The organism is Actinomadura sp. J1-007 (genome assembly GCF_009793335.1).
GTDB lineage: Bacteria > Actinomycetota > Actinomycetes > Streptosporangiales > Streptosporangiaceae > Spirillospora > Spirillospora yumaensis.
The window spans coordinates 3,316,858-3,335,089 of record NZ_WING01000001.1 but is presented as its reverse complement, the minus strand read 5'-3'; the positions used below and the strand labels follow the sequence as shown (position 1 = coordinate 3,335,089).

Genomic DNA, 18,232 nt, shown 5'->3' with positions numbered 1-18,232 from the left:
CCGCGGAGTTCTGTGGCGTGGCGGCTCAGGGGGCAGCAGGCCCGACAGCGCTCCCTGTCCCGGACGACGTCACTGCCCACTGCCCGAGGTTCGGCGACGGCCCCGGTGTGGCGGGCGGGCGGGCGGTGCGGCGGGGACTCGGGACGTCATAGAGGAACGTGTGTGCGGGGCGGGGGATGTATGGCCCAGGCGCTCCGAGGGGGCGGCGCGTGAGTAGGGCCGCAGTGCCCCTGTGGCGTGGCGGCTCAGGGGGCAGCAGGGCCGACAGCGCGCTCTCCGTTTAGGCGGCACCGCTGTCCGAGGCTCGGCGGCGGCCCGGAGTGGCGTGGCGGCCCGGGAGCGGACGGGGGACCGGGCGGGAGAGCGGCGGCCCTGCCGGGGCGGTACGTCAGTCGGGGGTGGGGCAGGGAGCTGGGTTGGGGGTTGCAGGGATGGGGACGCCCGGCCCTTCAGGGACCGGGCATGAGGATGCCCTGGCCCATCAAGGACCGGGGAATGGGGACGCCCCGGGCCTTTGGGGTCCGGGGCGTTGGTGGGGTGGCTGGTCAGTTCTCGGAGACGCCCTTTTCGTCCGGGGCCATGGACTTGATGATGCGGTCCAGGTCCTCCAGGGTGGCGAACTCCACGACGATCTTGCCCTTGCTGCGGCCGAGGTCGACGCGGACGCGGGTCTCGTAGCGGTCGGAGAGGCGGTCGGCCAGGTCCTTGAGGGCGGGCGCGACGGGCTTCTTGCGGCGGCCCTGGCGGGGTTCGGCGGGGCCCTCCTCGACCTCGCGCATGGCGATGATCTCTTCGACCGCGTGGACGGAGAGGCCCTCGGAGACGATGCGCTGGGCGAGGTGCTCCTGGGCCTCGACGGTGTCGAGGGAGAGCAGGGCGCGGGCGTGGCCCGCCGACAGGACGCCCGCGGCGACGCGGAGCTGAACGGGGGGCGGGAGCTTCAGCAGGCGCAGGGTGTTGGTGATGTGCGGGCGGGACCGGCCGATGCGTCCGGCGAGCTGCTCGTGGGTGGCGCCGAAGTCCTCCAGGAGCTGCTGGTACGCGGCAGCCTCCTCCAGCGGGTTGAGCTGCTGGCGGTGCAGGTTCTCCATGAGCGCGTCACGGAGCATGTCGGTGTCGCTGGTCTCCCGGATGATCGCGGGGATCGCTTCGAGGCCGGCGCGCTGGGACGCCCGCCAGCGCCGCTCGCCCATGATCAGCTCGTAGTCGTGCTCGTCGGAGGTGATCCGGCGGACGACGATGGGCTGGAGCAGGCCGACGATGTGGATCGAGTCGGCGAGCTCTTCGAGGGCCTCCTCCTCGAAGTACTTGCGGGGCTGCCGGGGGTTGACCCGGATGCTCTTCACGGGCAGTTCCGCGAAGTGCGCGCCCGCGACCGGCTGGACGTCCGGCGCGGGCGCGCCGTCGGAGCCGGTGCCGTTCGGGACGGCCGGGTAGCCCGGTTCGCCCTCGCCCGCGCCCGCGCCCGGTTCCGGGGCGGGCGGTGGGGTGGGCGGGGCCGGCGGGATGAGCGCTCCGAGCCCCTTGCCCAGGCCGCGCCGCTGCTGGCTCACTGGGCCGCTCCCGCGCCGCGGTGGGCCACCTCGGACGCCGCCTCGCTGTAGGCGAGGGCGCCGCTGGAGCCGGGGTCGTACGTCATGACGGACTGCCCGTAACTGGGCGCCTCGGAGACGCGGACGCTGCGGGGGATGACGGTGTTGAGGACGACGTCGCCGAAGTGGTTGCGGACGTCCTCGGCGACCTGCGCGGCGAGCCGGGTCCGCGCGTCGTACATGGTGAGCAGGATGGTGGTCACGGCCAGCTTCGGGTTGAGGTGCGCCTTGACGAGGTCGACGGTGCGGACGAGCTGTCCGAGGCCCTCCAGCGCGTAGTACTCGCACTGGATGGGGATCAGCAGTTCGTCCCCGCCGACGAGGGCGTTGACGGTGAGCAGCCCGAGCGACGGCGGGCAGTCGATCAGGACGTAGTCGAACGCCTCGGTGTCGTACGACTCCAGGGCGCGGCGCAGGCGCGACTCGCGGGCCACCTTCGAGACGAGCTCGATCTCGGCGCCGGCGAGGTTGAGGGTGGCCGGGGCGCAGAACAGGTTGGGGATGTCGGTGGCCGGGACGACGATGTCCGACAGCGGCATGTCCTCGATCAGCACGTCGTAGATCGACGGGATCTCCGCGTGGTGCTCGACGCCGAGGGCGGTCGAGGCGTTCCCCTGCGGGTCGAGGTCGACGACGAGGACCTGGGCGCCGTGCATCGCGAGCGAGGCGGCGAGGTTCACCGAGCTGGTGGTCTTGCCGACGCCGCCCTTCTGGTTGGCGATCGTGACGATCCGGCAGTGCTTCGGCCGGGGCCACTCCTTCTCTCTGCGGCCCGACATCACCTTCATGGACGTCACCGCGGTTTCACGTGAAACCTTGGCGTCCTTGAGCGCCTCGCGCACGAGTTCTGACTCCCCCTGAGATGGTCCCTTCCGCGGACCCGGCGGCGGCTGCTGCGCGCCGCCGTTCGTCGGTACGTAGCCGACGTTGTCCGCGGTGCCGGACGTCGTGTTTCCCCACATGGCGTGCCCGGAGGGAGGGCCCCCCGCCTCCGGTGCCGGCTCCCCCGGCGCGTTCCCGGGCCCGGCCTCCCCGGCCACGCCCTCACCGCCGGGCCGACCGGGTCCGGACGGCTGATCTTCGGGGGGTTCGTCGGCGCGGTCAGGCCAGCCCAGTCCTGGTCCCGTGCTCATGAAGACCTCTTCCTCGACCCTTTGGCGCGGCGGGGCGGGCGCTCGACCCGTCCGGCCACCACACGGACAAGCGTTGTCGGCGGATCGACCTTACCGCGCCCGACTTGCCGCAGTTCGGCCGTCCGCACCCCGAACCGTTCGAGAACGGGCCGGGCCTCGTCCAACTCGCCCGCCGCGCGCTCGCCCTTGAGGGCCAGCAGCTCGCCGCCGGGGCGCAGGAGCGGGAGCGCCCACTTGGCGAGACGCTCCAGGGGCGCGACGGCGCGGGCGGTCGCCACGTCCACCGCGAACTCCTTGGCGACCTCTTCGGCGCGGGCGCGCCGCACCTCGACGTTGGGCAGCTTCAGCATCTCGACCGCCTCGTCGAGGAACCTGGTGCGCCGCAGCAACGGCTCCAGCAGGGTGATCGTCAGATCGGGGCGGACGATCGCGAGGACGATCCCCGGGAGCCCGGCCCCCGAGCCGATGTCGACGACGTTCGCACCCTGCGGGACGGCCTCGGCGACCACGGCGCAGTTGATCAGGTGGCGTTCCCAGAGGCGATCGGCCTCCCGGGGGCCGATGAGGCCCCGCTCGACGCCCGCGCCCGCGAGGAACTCCGCGTAACGTTCCGCGACGGGCAGCGCGTCACCGAAAACCTCTAGTGCAATCCCCACCGTACGAATCGTTCCACAAAAAACCCAGGCGGCGAACATACGAAACGTTCCAGGCCACCCCTTGCCGCGCGGATGGGACAACGGCGGGACGGCGATGGGTCCGTTCGTACGCTACGCCGCGTCACATGACATCTGCCCGCATATTCGCCGTAGCCGGGGTAAAGGAGGACGAGTGCCAACCGCCCTCCTGGAAGGAGGCTCCGAAGCCCATGGGTATTGGAGTCAGTCTCGCCTTCATCGCCCTCGGCGCCATCCTCGCGTTCGCCCTCCGTGTCGACCTCAGCGGTGTCAACATCCAGATGGTCGGCTGGATCCTGATCCTCGTCGGCGTCATCAGCATGATCTTCACGCTGATGTACACCCGGCCGCGCCGCCGCGCGGGCCAGATGGCCGGCGCCGACCCGGGATACGTGGACGAACCCGCGGGCCCGGTCATCCGGGAGGAGCCGACGGAACGGATCGTCCGGGAGGAGCGTGTCATCGAGCACACCACCGGCGAGCCGGTCGAACGAGTCGAACGTGTGGTCGAACGACCGGTGTCCTCGGACCCGCCGCCTCACGGCCACGCGGCGCAGGACCCGTCCGTCGCGCAGAACCCCACGATCGCGCAGGACCCGGCCCACGAGAACCGCACCTCCGTGACGTCCGAACCCCCTCCTCGCACCCCCCGCGACCGATAACGCGCCATCCCCGTCCCGCGTCGTTAACACAACAACACCGTGCCCGCAGCGGACACGCGCGGCCCCTCGCAACACCGGGCCAGAACGCCCGCCGCAAGGCACGCCGCTCGCGCCGCCCGCCGAGCACCACGCCGAACGACACGGCCACTGCACAGCACGCCAATCCGACCGGCCACCGTGCAGCGCACCGGCCGAACCGGCCACTGCACAGCGCGGCGGTCCGACCGGCCGCCGCGCAGCAGTCGGTCCGACCGGCGTCGCACGGCACGTCGGCCCCAACAGCCGCCGCGCAGCACGCCAGGTCGGTCGTCGGTCGGGCGGCGCGCGGCGGCGGGCCCGGCGGGCAGGCCGCAACGGACGGGCCCGCACCGCCAGACCGGAACGAGCGGACCTGGACGAGTAGGCCGGGACCAGCGGGCCCGAACGGACAAGCCCGAACGAGCGGGCCAGGACGAGCAGGCTCGGACGGACGGCCCAGGACGAGCAGGCCCCACCGGAAGGACAGGGACGAGCGGCCCGCACCGACAGACCGGAACGAGCAGGCCGGGATCAGCGGGCCGGGACGAGTGGGCCCGCACGTGCGGGCCTGTAACGAGCGGGCCAAGACGAGCAGACCCAACCGGACGGACAGAAACGAGCGGCCCGAACGGGCGGAAAGGGACGAACAAGCCCAACCGGACAGGCCCGAACGGACAGGCCCGAACGGACGGGTCGGGACGAGCAGGCCTGGCAGGTGGGCCGGGACGGCGATGGCCCCCGCACCACAGGGTGCGGGGGCCATCGGGGAGTTCGGGTCAGGCGGGGTAGACCACGACGTAGCGGTCGGGCTCCTCGCCCTCGGACTCGCTGCGGAGGCCGGCGGCGGCGACCGCGTCGTGCACGATCTTGCGTTCGAACGGGGTCATCGGGGCGAGCGGCTTGGACTCGCCGGCCTGCTTGACCTCGTCGGCGACGTCCTGGCCCAGCTTGGTGAGCTCGGCGCGGCGGCGCTCCCGGTAGCCGCCGATGTCGAGCATCAGCCGGGTGCGGTTGCCGGTCTGGCGGTGCACCGCGAGGCGGGTCAGCTCCTGGAGCGCCTCCAGGACCTCGCCGCGCTTGCCGACCAGCTCGTCCAGGGAGGCGCCGACGACGGCGACCACCGCGCGCTCGCCCTCGACGTCCATGTCGATGTCGCCGTCGTAGTCACCGATGTCGAGCAGACCCTCGATGTAGTCGGCGGCGATCTCACCTTCCTGTTCGAGCGCCTGGACGTCGACCTCAGTGGTGTCGGTCTGGCTCAACGGGATCTCCTTCTTCGACAAGGACCGGGCTCAAAACTAGCGCTTCTGGCTGCCGCTGCGCTTGCTGCGCGGCTTACGCGTCGGCTGGTTGCGGACGACCTTGGGCTTGTCGTCCTCCGGCTCGGGAACGGGCTCCGGCTCCTTCTTCAGCTTGGCCTTGATCCCGGACGGGGCGGCGGCGTTGTTCTTGGCTCCCTTGGCGGGGGCGCCCTTCGCGGCGGGCTTGCCCGTCGTCTTGCCGGTGGTGGTCTTGCCCTTGCCGGCGCCCTGCGCGCCGGCGCCGCCGCCGTTGTCGCCGTTCGTGGTGAGCGGCGGGTACTTGGAGTAGATGTAGTGCTGCTGCGCGAGGGTCCAGCTGTTGGACGTCACCCAGTACATGAGGACGCCGAGCGGGAAGCCGAGGCCGAACAGGCCGAACAGCGGCGCGAGGAAGACCATCATCTTCTGCGCCTGCATCATCGGGTTGGCGTCGTCGGTGACGGGCTGCCGCTTCATGCTGGCGCGGACGGTGAAGAACGTCGTGCAGGAGCTGATCACCACGGCGATGCCGGTGATGACGATCGCGCTCCACGGCCGCGGGTCGCTGCCCCAGGCGTGCAGGAACGTGTCGGGGATGTGCGCGCCGAAGATGTTGGCCTTCTGCGCGCTCTGCACCAGGTCGGGCGTCACGGCGAACACGCCGTGCCCCTCCTTGGCGTCCGAGATCCGCTTGAGCACCTGGAAGAGGCCGATGAACACCGGCATCTGCACCAGGATCGGCAGGCAGCCCGACAGCGGGTTGGCGCCGTTCTCCTGGTAGAGCTTCATGACCTCCTGGTTGAGGCGCTGCTTGTCGTTCTTGTACTTCTTGCGCAGCGCCTGAACCTTGGGGTTCAGCTCCTGCATCTTCCGGGACGCGTGGATCTGCTTGACGAACAGCGGAACGAGCGCCAGCCGCAGCAGCACGGTGAGCAGGATGATCGAACCGCCCCAGGCCCATCCACTGTCCTTGGGGACGACGGTGCTCAGTCCCGTGTGCATCCACACGATGAGCTGAGCGACGATCGAGTAAAGCCAATCAAGCACCGGGCAGCTCCTTGGGCTCTGCTAGGGCGGGGCCGCTCTCCGCGCGGCGTGAGGTGATCGTGGGCGCGGGCGCGTCCCGCCGCGGCGGCACCGGGTCGTACCCGCCGCGGTTGAAGGGATGGCACCGGCCGATCCGGCGGGCCGTCAGCCACGTGCCGCGCAGCGCCCCGTGCACCTGAAGGGCCTCCAGGCCGTACGCGCTGCAAGTGGGCTGGAACCGGCACTGCTGCCCGAGCAGGGGACTCAAGAAGCGGCGGTAGGCGCGGACGAGCAGGATCAGTACGGCGGCCGCAGGGCCGGTGCCCCGGGCCGTGTGCTGTGCGGGGACGTCGTCCCCTGGCCGACTCGTCATCTCCGCCCCTTGGACGTGGGTGGCCGCAGAAGCCGGTCGAGCGCCGACTCCAGATCCGCGGCCAGGTCGTCTGGGCGCGCCCGACCCGCGGCGGGGTTGGCACGCACTACGAGCAGGCTACCCCGCGGAAGTCGATCGAGGTGCCCGCGCACCAGGTGCCGCAGGCGGCGCCGCACCGAATTACGGACCACGGCGTTGCCCACGGTGCGGGCGACGATGAACCCGACGTGCGGCGGGGCGGACGGGTCCGCTCCGGCGGCGACGGTCCGAGGGGAGTCGTCCCGAGGGGCATCGCCGCGGCGGAGCAGGTGCGCGACGACAGTTGGCCGTCCGGCGCGACGACCGCGCCGGACGGCCAACGTGAACTCGTCCCGCCGCCGCATCCGGTACCCGGACGGCAGCATGCGTGCTGTGGGTCAGACCGCGATGCGGGCGCGGCCCTTGCTGCGCCGCCCGGAGAGAATGGCGCGCCCAGCGCGGGTGCGCATGCGCAGCCGGAAGCCGTGCTTCTTGTGGCGGCGACGGTTGTTCGGCTGGAAAGTACGCTTGCTCACTCTAGGCTCCAGTGCTGCGGTCGTATGTGACTTCAGGCGTGATAACCCGCATCGAGGGCCGCGTCTGGTCCCCCGCAGCGGGGGCCCACCCGTTCTCCCTGGAGGAGCAGATGGCGGGCACGCGTCACCACCGTCGATGCGACTCGACCTCAGAACGTTACGGGCTGGCCGGCCATCAGGTCAAACGGAGCCGCCTCCGCCGCGACCGGCGGCGCTCGCGGCCCGAGCCGGTCGGGGCCGGTCGGGACCGGTTCGGGATGCGGTGTGCGTGTTGCGGGGTGGCGGTGAGGCCGTTAAGGTCGCACCCCTGGCCTTTTCGCCGAGTCAGGTGAACGGCCCTCCCGTAGACCCTCCCGAATGACCCCCGCGGAACCGCCCGGAGGCGGCCGAATACCCGGGGATTTCATGAATCTCGCCTGACCAGACGTGCGCCCTGTGGGCTTTTACACAGGGTGCCGATGTTCATGCACAGCATGTGGACAACTCTGTGGACAACTCGTGAGAGAGTAAGTCTTCCGCGCCGCCGGAGTGCCCATCGAGGCGCGTCGCGCGCCGTGGGACGGCTGGGCGGACAGGCACTCCGGTCCGCCGGAGTTTTGGGGAGGGGACCTTGCGCATGGACGGTCAGGATCTCGGATCGGTCTGGGCCCGGACCCTCACGGCGCTGTCGGAGAGCGATCTCGCCCCGAGCTACCGAGCGTGGCTGCCGATGGTCCGTCCGCTGGCGCTGGTCGAGGGCACCGCGCTGCTCGCCGCGCCCAACGAGTTCGCCAAGGACGCCCTGGAGACCCGGCTCCGCAACCTGATCACGCAGGCCCTGTCGCACGAGCTGGGACGGGAGATCCGCGTCGCGGTGACCGTCCAGCCCGAGCCGCCGGCCCCGGCGGGCGAGCAGCCGGGCGCGGGTTCCGGCGGCGCTGGGGTTCCCGCGCAGGGGCACGAGCCCGGCGCGTACGCGGGCGAGGGCGGGTACGGCGGCGAACGGCCTTTTGACGACCGCCAGCCGTACGGCGACAAGCAGTACGGCGAGCAGTCGTACGGAGACCGCCCCTATCCAGAGCAGCCCTACAAGGACCAGGGGTACGCCGACCAGAACTACGCGGATCAGGGGTACGGCGACCAGAATCCCTACGGAGACCAAAACGCGTACCGGCCGCAGGGCGGAGTTACCCACAGCCCCGGCGCGCCCGGTGGATATCCGCCGGGCGACGACGATCGGGGTTGGCCGCAGCGCGACGGCGAGCACAGCGGCGCGTATCCGGCCGCGCCGCGTCCGCCCGCGTACGGCGCGGGGCCCGGCGGGCGCGCGCCGTACGACGGCCGCGGGCAGCCGCCCGGACAAGGCTTCGGCGGCCCAGGACCGGGTGGCCCAGGGCTCGGTGGCCCGGGAGGGCGGGGGCGGCCGGGCGCCGGTCCGTCCGACGGGTACGGCGAGCCCGGGGGCTATGGCGGCGAGACGGGCGGACGTCCCCCGCACGCGCCGTCCCATCTGAACGACCGCACGCTCGGCGCGATGCGTCCCGGCGGAGGGCGTTCCGAGCAGCAGGGCGGCGGACGCGAGGCCCGCGAGCAGCAGCCGGGCGGCGGCGGAACGGGCGAAGGCCCCCTCGGGCACGGCGACGACCCGTACCAGAACGGCGAGCCGTACCAGGGCGCGGAGCCGTACCAGAGCGTCGATCAGTATCAGGGCGCGGAGCCGTACCGGGGCGAGAGCGCCTTCCGCGACGACTTCCGCGACGACGACCAGGGCGAGTCGCGCGGGCCCGCCGGGCAGGCGGCGCCGACCGATCTGCGCGACCCGCGCGGACCGGGCGACCTGCGCGACGGCCGACCAGGCGACCTCCGCGAGGGTCGGCCGGGGGACCCGCGTGACCCGCGCGGACCCGGCGAGTCCAGGGCGCGCGACGGCAGGGAGCCTCGCGACCACGAGGGCCGCGGCGGCACGCCGGGGCCCGGCGGGCACGGCTCGAACGGAGCGCCCGCCCCGGGCGGCGCGCACAGCGGTGCGCACGGCGGTGCGCACGGCGGTGCTCACGGCGGCGGTTCCGGCGGCGGGGGAGCCGCTCAAGGCGCGGGCGCCGAGCACGCGCGGCTCAACCCCAAGTACACATTCGAGACGTTCGTCATCGGGTCGTCCAACCGGTTCGCGCACGCGGCGGCCGTCGCCGTGGCGGAGCAGCCCGCCAAGGCGTACAACCCGCTGTTCATCTACGGCGACTCAGGTCTGGGGAAGACGCACCTTCTGCACGCGATCGGCCATTACGCCCAGAGCCTGTTCAACGGCGCGCGCGTGCGGTACGTGAGCTCCGAGGAGTTCACCAACGACTTCATCAACTCGATCCGCGACGGCAAGGCCGACGGGTTCCGGCGGCGTTACCGTGATGTGGACATCCTCCTCGTCGACGACATCCAGTTCCTGGAAGGCAAGGAACAGACGCAGGAGGAGTTCTTCCACACGTTCAACACCCTGCACAACGCGAGCAAGCAGATCGTGATCAGCAGCGATCGCCCGCCCAAAGAACTGGTGACGTTGGAGGATCGGTTGCGCAACCGGTTCGAGTGGGGACTGACCACCGACGTCCAGCCGCCGGAGCTGGAGACGCGGATCGCGATCCTCCAGAAGAAGGCGCGGCAGGAGGGCCTGGCGGCGCCGCCGGACGTGCTGGAGTTCATCGCCTCGCAGATCGCGACCAACATCCGCGAGCTGGAGGGCGCGCTGATCCGGGTGACGGCGTTCGCCAGCCTGAACCGGCAGTCGGTCGACATGAAGCTCGCCGAGATCGTCCTGAAGGACCTGATCCCGAACGACACCGGGCCGGAGATCACCGCAGCGATGATCATGGCGCAGACGGTGGAGTACTTCGGCACGACGATCGAGGACCTGTGCGGGCCGTCGCGTTCGCGGATGCTGGTGACCGCGCGGCAGATCGCGATGTACCTGTGCCGGGAGCTGACGGACCTGTCGCTGCCGAAGATCGGGCAGCAGTTCGGCGGGCGCGACCACACGACCGTGATGCACGCCGAGCGCAAGATCCGATCGCTGATGGCCGAGCGCCGCGCGATCTACAACCAGGTCACCGAGCTGACGGGCCGGATCAAACACCAGGCCCGCAAGCGCTGAACGCCGCCGTGCGGACCCGGGCGGCTCCTGACGCACCGGCCCGCCGCATGAAGCGCACGCGCACCGCACACGGACGACGCGCACGGCGTGAACGGCGCGTACGAACCGTCCGCCACCGTCCTTCCCCAGGCCGCCCACAGGCCCGCGAGCGCCTCGCGACCCTGTTGACAGCGGCCGGAGCCGATCAAGGAAGGCTGGGGATAACCAGGCGGGCACCGCGCCGACCGAGCCCGGAGCCGGCGGAACCCGAAAAATCCCAAGGGAACGACCGCAGATTCCGGGGAAAAGGCCGGATCCGGGTCGTTCGGACGGCGCGTCGAAGCACTTCCGCACACACAGGCTGGGGAAAACTCTGGGGATTCTCGTGGATAGCCGGGGGACAACCTGCGGACAACCTGAGGACGACCGGTGGATGGATTGGGGACAGGCTGGGGGCGCGGACCCGGCATCATGGGGACGAGTCCGTGGACGACCTGGGGATCACCTGGGGACGGCCTGGGGACGGTCTCGCCGGCGGACGGCCCGCGACACCGCGTCCCCATGACGGCTGGGAAAACCTGCGGAGAACTCGTGGACAACCGGGGGATGACTTGAGGACGGACTGTGGGGACGGAATCCCTGTCCTCAGGCGGCGCCGCGCCGTCCACCGGCGATGCACAGGGCCGGTGGATGACGCCACGCGGTACGACCTGCGGGAACGTGGGATGTCCACACTGTCCACCGCCCCTATGACGAGTACTGCTCTACTTCTCTACTCAAGAAAAAACTCAACTCAAACTAGGGCCTGGGGATCACGCGCTCCGAGCGCCCCGCCGAGCCCCAAAGAGCGCCAACGCGGCAAGCTCGTACATCACGTACAACTCATCGTTCACGTACACCTCGCTGTTCGTCCGACACCTGCAGGAGGCGGGTCCCCTTGAAGTTCCGCATCGACAGAGACGCCCTGGCTGACGCCGTGGCCTGGACCGCGCGCACGCTCCCGGTCCGGCCCCCGGTGCCCGTTCTCGCCGGGATGCACATCGAGGCGAGCGACCGGCTGAAGCTGTCGGCGTTCGACTACGAGGTCTCCGCGCAGGTCTCCACGGACATCGACGTGGAGGAGCCGGGGACGGCCCTCGTCTCCGGCCGCCTCCTCTCGGAGATCTCGCGCAGCCTTCCTCCCCACCCTGTGGAGGTGACGACCGACGGGGCGAAGGTGATGCTCCGCTGCGGCAGCGCGAAGTTCACACTCCTCACCATGCCTGTGGAGGACTACCCGACCCTGCCGGACATGCCCCCGGCCGCCGGCGCGGTGGGCAGCGACGAGTTCGCCGCCGCCGTCGCGCAGGTCGCGATCGCCGCGGGCAAGGACGACACCATCCCCATGCTCACCGGCGTGCGGGTGGAGATCGAGGGCGAGACCGTCACGCTCGCGTCCACCGACCGCTACCGCCTCGCCGTCCGCGAGCTGCACTGGAAGCCGGAGCGTCCCGACTTCTCCGCCGTGGCGCTCGTCCCGGCGAAGACGCTCGCCGACACGGCCAAGTCGCTGACCGCGGGCGCCGAGGTGCAGATCGCGCTCGCCGGCACGGGCGCGGACGGCGGCGCGGGCGAGGGCATGATCGGCTTCGAGGGCGGCGGACGCCGGACGACCTCGCGGCTGCTGGACGGCGACTTCGTCAAGTACCGGTCGCTGCTGCCGTCGGAGTACGCGGGCCTCGCCGAGATCCAGACCTCGCCGTTCATCGAGGCGGTCAAGCGCGTGTCCCTGGTGGCCGAGCGGAACACGCCCGTACGGCTCTCGTTCCGCCAGGGAGAGGTCGTCCTGGAGGCCGGGACCGGCGACGAGGCCCAGGCCGTCGAGGCGCTGGAGGCGACGCTGGAGGGCGACGACATCGACATCGCGTTCAACCCCGGCTTCCTGCTGGACGGGCTGTCGGCGATCGGCTCGGACACGGCGCGGCTGTCGTTCACCACGCCGACCAAGCCCGCGGTGCTGACCGGCAAGCCGCCGCAGGACGGCGAGAACCCCAACTACCGCTACCTGATCATGCCGGTGCGCCTGTCAGGGTAAGGGACGATCCTGGGGCAATAGAGAGGGAGGCGGGGAGCGGCCTCGCCGTCAACGACGCGCACAGGGGAGCTGAGCATGGAGCTGGGGATCATCGGCCTGGGCAAGATGGGCGGCAACATGGCCGAACGTCTGCGCCGCGGCGGGCACACGGTCGTCGGGTACGACCGCAATCCCGACGTCAGCGACGTCGCCACGGTCGAGGAGCTGGTCGAACGGCTGTCGCCGCCGCGCGCGGTGTGGGTGATGGTGCCCGCGGGAGGCCCGACCCACGAGACCGTCCACAGGCTGGGGAACTGCTCCAGGCCGGCGACCTCGTCGTCGACGGCGGCAACTCGCACTATGTGGACGACCAGCGGCACGGCGAGGAGCTGGCGGCCAAGGGCGTCGGCTTCGTCGACTGCGGAGTCAGCGGCGGCGTGTGGGGCCTCCAGAACGGCTACGCGCTCATGGTCGGCGGCGACGAGGACAACGTGAAGCGCCTGATGCCGATCTTCGAGACGCTGAAGCCGGAGGGCGAGTACGGCTTCGTCCACAGCGGGAAGATCGGCGCCGGGCACTTCGTGAAGATGGTCCACAACGGCATCGAGTACGCGATGATGCAGGCGTTCGGCGAGGGCTACGAGCTGATCGAGGCCAGCGACGTGGTGACCAACGTCCCCGAGACGTTCCGGAGCTGGCAGGAGGGCACGGTCATCCGGTCGTGGCTCCTGGACCTGCTCAACCGCGCCCTGACCGAGGACCCCGAGCTGGACGACCTGCGCGGGTTCGCCAACGACTCCGGCGAGGGCCGCTGGACCGTCCAGGCCGCCGTCGACCACGCCGTCCCCCTGCCGGCGATCACCGCCTCCCTCTTCGCCCGCTTCTCCTCCCGCCAGGACGACTCGCCCGCGATGAAGGTCGTGGCCGCGCTGCGCAACCAGTTCGGCGGCCACGCCGTGGAATCGGCGAAGGGCGCCGACTCCCCCGGCGCCGACGTGACCCCCCACCGGTCTGAGCTCTCCTGGGGCTGCCGGGCGTCGTTCGGCGGCGGGCGGTTGTGCGGTCGCCGACGCGCGCGCACGCGAGGGCTCGTGTGCACGCGAGGACTCGCGCGTACGGCGGGCCTCGGCGGCCGCGGGGCGCGTACGGGGCTTGGGGCTGGCGGCGTAGGACGGGGCCCTGCGTGCCCGTAGACGTTCGTACGGCTCGCGTGGGGTGATCGGGGAGGGTGCCGCTCCCGTTGGCGTGCGCGGGGGCTGTGAGGGGATTCTCCGGGGCGCGGGTCGGCCGGAGGGGGCGGAAGGCTCTACCCTCGTGTCCCGTGCACGTCGCCCACCTGTCGCTCCAGGATTTCCGCTCGTACGCCACCGCAGAGGTCGCGCTAGAGCCGGGGATCACCGCGTTCGTGGGCCCGAACGGCCAGGGCAAGACCAACCTGGTCGAGGCCATCGGCTACGTGGCCAGCCACGGCAGCCACCGCGCCGCCACCGACGCGCCGCTCGTCCGGCAGGGCGCGCCCCGCGCGATCGTCCGGGCGGGCGTGGTGAAGGACGAGCGAAAGGCCCTGATCGAGCTTGAAATCAACCCCGGCAAGGCCAATCGAGCGCGCCTGAACCGCTCCCCCGTCCCCAGGCCGCGCGAGATCCTGGGGATGCTGCGTACGGTGCTGTTCGCCCCGGAGGACCTCTCCCTCGTCAAGGGCGACCCGGGTGAGCGCCGTCGTTTTATGGACGAACTGCTCACCGCCCGCGCACCCCGCTTCGCTGGCGTCCGTTCTGACTACGACCGCGTCCTCAAGCAGCGGAACGCGTTGCTCAAGTCTGCGGCGGCGCACCGCCGGGCCCCTGGTGCCGAGGTCCTGGCGACGCTCGACGTGTGGGATTCGCACCTGGCCCGTACCGGCGCGGACCTCCTCGCCGCCCGGCTCGACCTCGTCACGGCGCTGCGTCCATTGGCCGCCCAGGCGTACGAGGCGCTCGCCCCTGGCGGCGGCGACGCGGACCTCGCCTACAAGAGCTCGGTGGGCGCGGAGTTGTCCACAGACCGTGGACAGCTCGCCGAGCAGATGCTGGCCGCCGTCGCCGACGCCCGCAAGCAGGAACTCGAACGCGGCGTCAGCCTCATCGGCCCCCATCGCGACGATCTCGTACTCCGGCTCGGGGACCTGCCCGCGCGGGGGTACGCCAGCCACGGCGAGTCGTGGTCGTTCGCCCTCGGACTCCGCCTCGCCGCGTTCGACCTGCTCCGCGCCGATGGGGACGACCCCGTACTGATCCTGGACGACGTCTTCGCCGAACTCGACACGGGCCGCCGCAGCCGCCTCGCCGGCATGGTGGCGCCCGCCGAGCAGGTGCTCATCACGGCGGCCGTTCCGGCCGACGTCCCTGAGGAACTGACCGGCAACGCCTACGCCGTGGCCGACGGCACGGTGACCCGCGGATGAACGCCTCGGCGCCCTGAGGGAGAACGCGCGTGAACGACGATCCACAGGATGTGCATAACTCCCCGCGTTCTGCACCGCGAGAAAAGGGCCCAAGCGCGGCCGATTCCGCCAGCGCGGCCGACTCCCCCGGTGCCGGGGGCGCGATGGGCAGCGCATCCGGCAGCACGGCGGCGGGCGGCGCGCCCGGCGGTGCCGCGACGGGCAGTGCCGCGACGGGCGGCAGCCCGGCGGATGGCGCGACGGGTGGTGGCCTGACGAGCGGCGGCCCGGAGGGTGGCGCGCCCGGCGCTGCCGCGGGCGACGCGTCGGGCGGCAGCGCGATGGGTGGCAGCGCGTCGAGTGGTGGCGCGATGGGTGACGGTGCGGTGGGTGGCGGTGCGGAGGAGGCCGTTCCGGCGAAGTCGGGGATCGAGCTTGCGCGCGAGGCGTTGGCGCAGGCCAAGGCGGATGCGCTCAAGCGCGGGACGATGCCCGGCCAGGGCAACAAGCGCAAGGGCGCCCGCCCGCGCGCGTGCGGGAGCCGGGCAGGGGTGGCGACCCGAAAGCGTTCGGTTCGGCGATCCGGGAGCTGATGGCGACGCGGGGCTGGGAACAGCGCGCGGCGGTCGGCGGGGTGTTCGGCAACTGGCAGGGCATCGTGGGGCCCGAACTGGCAGAGCACACCAAGCCCGAACGTTTCGAGGAGGGGGAGTTGACGGTCGTCGCCGATTCGACGACGTGGGCCACGCAGCTCCGCCTCCTGTCGTCCAACCTCGTCCGGCGGCTGAACGAGGAACTGGGGCAGGGGACCGTACGGCGCGTCAAGGTGGTCGGTCCTTCCTCTGGCCCCCGGCGGGCGGGAGCCTGGCGCGTCCGCTGAGTTATCCACAGAATTCCGTTCTACTTCCCTGGGACGGGAGGGGCCTTGACGATGGAGGTAAGCGGTCCGCCCCGGGCGGGAGGGGTCTGGTTTTTGGGGGTGCGGGGCGGGGGCCGCGAGGGGCGCGTTCGGGGGCGGGGCTTTACTTTGGGTGTACGGCGTGACGCCTTGGTGTGACGGGGATGTCAGTGGCGGGTGGGAACATCTGTTCGGGAAGCGCGATGACTAGTTACGCTGCGAGCGCTCCATAGGCCGGAGGACCCCCCGGGGCCTATGGGGGGATGCATCTCCACGCCCGCTCGGGCGGCACGAGCGCACACAGCGCTCGTGAGTGCCACTTTTCGCCGCGTGACCCGGTAGAATGAAAGCGGGTTCAGGATGCTGCGCCGCCATGGGTCGCCCGGGACTCTGACAGATATGAGCCAGAGCACATGGGCGCCCTTACGTGTGTTACGGGGCACACCGCGCTCCCTCGGGCGCGGGGCGGCGAACGTCCCCGGCAGGAGGATCTCCTTTGGCGTACGACGCTAGTTCGATCACTGTCCTTGAAGGTCTGGAGGCGGTTCGCAAGCGCCCCGGCATGTACATCGGATCGACCGGGGAGCGGGGCCTCCACCACCTCGTCTACGAGATCGTCGACAACTCGGTCGACGAGGCCCTGGCCGGTTACGCCGACGACATCGTGGTGACCCTGATGTCGGACGGCGGCGTTCGCGTGCTCGACAACGGGCGCGGCATCCCGGTCGGCGAGCATCCGGTCGAGAAGCGGCCGGCCATCGAGCTGGTGCTGACCACGCTGCACGCGGGAGGCAAGTTCGACGGCAAGTCGTACGCGGTCTCCGGCGGTCTGCACGGGGTCGGCTCGGCCGTGGTCAACGCGCTGTCCACCCGGCTGGAGGCCGAGGTACGGGTCGACGGGCACGTGTGGCGCCAGTCCTACACCTGGCAGGGGCCGGAGACGGCGCTGACCAAGGGCGAGGCGACCGACGAGACCGGAACGCAGATCACGTTCTGGCCGGACGGCAGCATCTTCGAGACCCTCGAATGGAACTTCGAGACCCTCTCGCGCCGCATGCAGGAGATGGCCTTCCTCAACCGCGGGCTGTCGATCACGCTGCGGGACGAGCGGCCCGACCACGGCGACGGCGACGAGAGCGCCGAGCCGCGCGTCGTCCGCTACCACTACGAGGGCGGCATCGAGGACTTCGTCCGCTACATCAACGCGAAGAAGGACGCCGTCCACGAGTCGGTGGTCTACTTCGGCGACGACACCGAGGGCATGTCGGTGGAGATCGCGATGCAGTGGAACTCCTCCTACGCCGAGTCCGTCCACACGTTCGCCAACACGATCAACACGGCGGAGGGCGGCACCCACGAGGAGGGCTTCCGGGCGGCGCTGACCAGCATCGTCAACCGGTACGCCAAGGAGCAGAAGCTCCTGAAGGACAAGGACGACAACCTCACCGGCGAGGACGTCCGCGAGGGCCTGACGGCGATCATCTCGATCAAGCTGGCCGACCCGCAGTTCGAGGGGCAGACCAAGACCAAGCTCGGCAACACCGAGGCCAAGTCGTTCGTCCAGAAGGCGTGCTTCGAGCACCTGCGCGACTGGTTCGAGCGCAACCCGGGCGAGGCCAAGGAGATCATCAACAAGGCCACGCAGGCGGCGCGGGCCCGGATCGCGGCGCGGCAGGCCCGCGACCTGACCCGGCGCAAGAGCCTGCTGGAGTCGACCTCGCTGCCCGGCAAGCTGTCGGACTGCCAGTCGACCGACCCGTCCCGCTCCGAGCTCTACATCGTCGAGGGCGACTCGGCGGGCGGCTCGGCCAAGGGCGGGCGCGACCCGCACTACCAGGCGATCCTGCCGATCCGCGGCAAGATCCTCAACGTGGAGAAGGCGCGGATCGACCGGATCCTCAAGAACAACGAGGTCCAGGCGATCATCACCGCGCTCGGCACCGGGATCCACGACGAGTTCGACATCGCCAAGCTCCGCTACCACAAGATCATTCTGATGTCGGACGCCGACGTCGACGGCCACCACATCAACACGCTGCTGCTGACGCTGCTGTTCCGGTTCATGAAGCCGCTGATCGAGGCGGGCCACGTCTACCTCTCGCAGCCGCCGCTCTACAAGATCAAGTGGGACGCGCGGGGCAACGAGTCCGACTACGCCTACTCCGACCGCGAGCGCGACGCGGTCATCGAGGCGGGCGTCGCGGCCGGCAAGCGCGACCCGCGCCCCCGCGACCAAGTGCAGCGCTTCAAGGGCCTCGGCGAGATGAACGCCAACGAGCTGTGGGACACCACGATGGACCCCGACAACCGGGTCCTGCTCCAGGTGCAGCTCGACGACGCCGCCCAGGCCGACGAGCTGTTCAGCGTCCTCATGGGCGAGGAGGTCGAGCCCCGCAGGGAGTTCATCCAGCGCAACGCCAAGGACGTGCGCTTCCTCGACATCTGAG

The 18,232-nt window shown here is 71.1% G+C and carries 15 protein-coding genes and 2 pseudogenes; 9 read left to right on the top strand and 8 right to left on the bottom strand.

Annotated elements, in window-relative coordinates; genetic code table 11:
- Positions 1-545: 545 nt before the first annotated feature.
- The 3 genes from GEV43_RS15155 to rsmG all read right to left on the bottom strand — a co-directional run bounded on the left by GEV43_RS15155 (position 546) and on the right by rsmG (position 3,420).
- Positions 546-1,553: a ParB/RepB/Spo0J family partition protein gene (locus GEV43_RS15155; RefSeq protein ID WP_160821247.1), complete on the bottom strand. Its 1,008-nt coding sequence runs from the start codon at positions 1,551-1,553 to the stop codon at positions 546-548.
- A complete protein-coding gene (locus GEV43_RS15150) occupies positions 1,550-2,434 on the bottom strand; it encodes a ParA family protein (protein ID WP_375539045.1) in 885 nt (294 codons plus the stop codon). Before GEV43_RS15150 ends, GEV43_RS15155 begins: the two co-directional genes overlap by 4 nt.
- A gap of 287 nt (positions 2,435-2,721) precedes the next feature.
- Entirely contained in the window at positions 2,722-3,420 is a 699-nt protein-coding gene (gene rsmG / locus GEV43_RS15145; RefSeq protein ID WP_164717192.1) for a 16S rRNA (guanine(527)-N(7))-methyltransferase RsmG, read from the bottom strand.
- Positions 3,421-3,590: 170 nt separating this feature from the next.
- On the opposite strand from rsmG, the gene GEV43_RS15140 reads away from it, so the two are divergent.
- A complete protein-coding gene (locus GEV43_RS15140) occupies positions 3,591-4,061 on the top strand; it encodes a DUF6458 family protein (protein ID WP_160821245.1) in 471 nt (156 codons plus the stop codon).
- Between the two features lie 794 nt (positions 4,062-4,855).
- Here the strand turns inward: GEV43_RS15140 and GEV43_RS15135 are convergent.
- From GEV43_RS15135 to rpmH, 5 genes are read right to left on the bottom strand one after another with little or no spacing between them, the layout of a single operon-like run.
- Positions 4,856-5,341: a R3H domain-containing nucleic acid-binding protein gene (locus tag GEV43_RS15135; RefSeq protein WP_160821244.1), complete on the bottom strand. Its 486-nt coding sequence runs from the start codon at positions 5,339-5,341 to the stop codon at positions 4,856-4,858.
- A gap of 36 nt (positions 5,342-5,377) precedes the next feature.
- Positions 5,378-6,406, bottom strand: a complete 1,029-nt coding sequence (gene yidC / locus GEV43_RS15130) for a membrane protein insertase YidC (protein ID WP_160821243.1) — start codon at positions 6,404-6,406, stop codon at positions 5,378-5,380.
- Positions 6,399-6,758, bottom strand: a complete 360-nt coding sequence (gene yidD / locus GEV43_RS15125) for a membrane protein insertion efficiency factor YidD (RefSeq protein WP_160821242.1) — start codon at positions 6,756-6,758, stop codon at positions 6,399-6,401. Before yidD ends, yidC begins: the two co-directional genes overlap by 8 nt.
- The gene (gene rnpA / locus GEV43_RS15120) at positions 6,755-7,162 is read right to left on the bottom strand and encodes a ribonuclease P protein component (RefSeq protein WP_160821241.1); all 408 of its coding nucleotides are present in this window, start codon (positions 7,160-7,162) and stop codon (positions 6,755-6,757) included. Before rnpA ends, yidD begins: the two co-directional genes overlap by 4 nt.
- A 12-nt stretch (positions 7,163-7,174) precedes the next feature.
- Positions 7,175-7,312 carry a 50S ribosomal protein L34 gene (rpmH, locus tag GEV43_RS15115; RefSeq protein WP_067450744.1) on the bottom strand — a complete coding sequence of 46 codons (138 nt, stop codon included), beginning with the start codon at positions 7,310-7,312 and terminating at the stop codon, positions 7,175-7,177.
- A gap of 616 nt (positions 7,313-7,928) precedes the next feature.
- Here rpmH and GEV43_RS56120 point away from each other — a divergent pair.
- The 8 genes and pseudogenes from GEV43_RS56120 to gyrB all read left to right on the top strand — a co-directional run.
- A pseudogene (locus tag GEV43_RS56120) lies at positions 7,929-8,123 on the top strand (DnaA N-terminal domain-containing protein); the annotation flags it as partial.
- The gene (gene dnaA / locus GEV43_RS53795; protein WP_375539094.1) at positions 8,115-10,433 is read left to right on the top strand and encodes a chromosomal replication initiator protein DnaA; all 2,319 of its coding nucleotides are present in this window, start codon (positions 8,115-8,117) and stop codon (positions 10,431-10,433) included. The pseudogene GEV43_RS56120 and the gene dnaA, both read left to right, overlap by 9 nt.
- 916 nt (positions 10,434-11,349) lie before the next feature.
- Positions 11,350-12,486, top strand: coding sequence for a DNA polymerase III subunit beta (gene dnaN, locus GEV43_RS15105; protein WP_160821239.1), 1,137 nt, complete (start codon positions 11,350-11,352; stop codon positions 12,484-12,486).
- A 75-nt stretch (positions 12,487-12,561) separates the two neighbouring features.
- Positions 12,562-13,469: pseudogene (gene gnd / locus GEV43_RS15100) on the top strand (phosphogluconate dehydrogenase (NAD(+)-dependent, decarboxylating)); the annotation flags it as partial.
- Between the two features lie 317 nt (positions 13,470-13,786).
- The gene (recF, locus tag GEV43_RS15095) at positions 13,787-14,908 is read left to right on the top strand and encodes a DNA replication/repair protein RecF (RefSeq protein WP_160821238.1); all 1,122 of its coding nucleotides are present in this window, start codon (positions 13,787-13,789) and stop codon (positions 14,906-14,908) included.
- Positions 14,909-14,937: 29 nt separating this feature from the next.
- Positions 14,938-15,480, top strand: coding sequence for a hypothetical protein (locus GEV43_RS50260; RefSeq protein ID WP_241684129.1), 543 nt, complete (start codon positions 14,938-14,940; stop codon positions 15,478-15,480).
- On the top strand, positions 15,480-15,767 hold the full coding sequence (locus tag GEV43_RS50255; RefSeq protein ID WP_241682918.1) for a DUF721 domain-containing protein: 288 nt from the start codon (positions 15,480-15,482) through the stop codon (positions 15,765-15,767). Before GEV43_RS50260 ends, GEV43_RS50255 begins: the two co-directional genes overlap by 1 nt.
- Before the next feature lie 514 nt (positions 15,768-16,281).
- On the top strand, positions 16,282-18,231 hold the full coding sequence (gyrB, locus tag GEV43_RS15085) for a DNA topoisomerase (ATP-hydrolyzing) subunit B (RefSeq protein WP_160821237.1): 1,950 nt from the start codon (positions 16,282-16,284) through the stop codon (positions 18,229-18,231).
- Position 18,232 lies beyond the last annotated feature (1 nt).

Coding starts and splice junctions, on each gene's coding strand:
- GEV43_RS15140 (WP_160821245.1), top strand. CDS start 3,591: ATGGGTATTGGAGTCAGTCTCGCCTTCATCGCCCTCGGCGCCATCCTC.
- GEV43_RS50255 (WP_241682918.1), top strand. CDS start 15,480: ATGGCGACGCGGGGCTGGGAACAGCGCGCGGCGGTCGGCGGGGTGTTC.
- rnpA (WP_160821241.1), bottom strand. CDS start 7,162: ATGCTGCCGTCCGGGTACCGGATGCGGCGGCGGGACGAGTTCACGTTG.
- yidD (WP_160821242.1), bottom strand. CDS start 6,758: ATGACGAGTCGGCCAGGGGACGACGTCCCCGCACAGCACACGGCCCGG.
- rsmG (WP_164717192.1), bottom strand. CDS start 3,420: ATGTTCGCCGCCTGGGTTTTTTGTGGAACGATTCGTACGGTGGGGATT.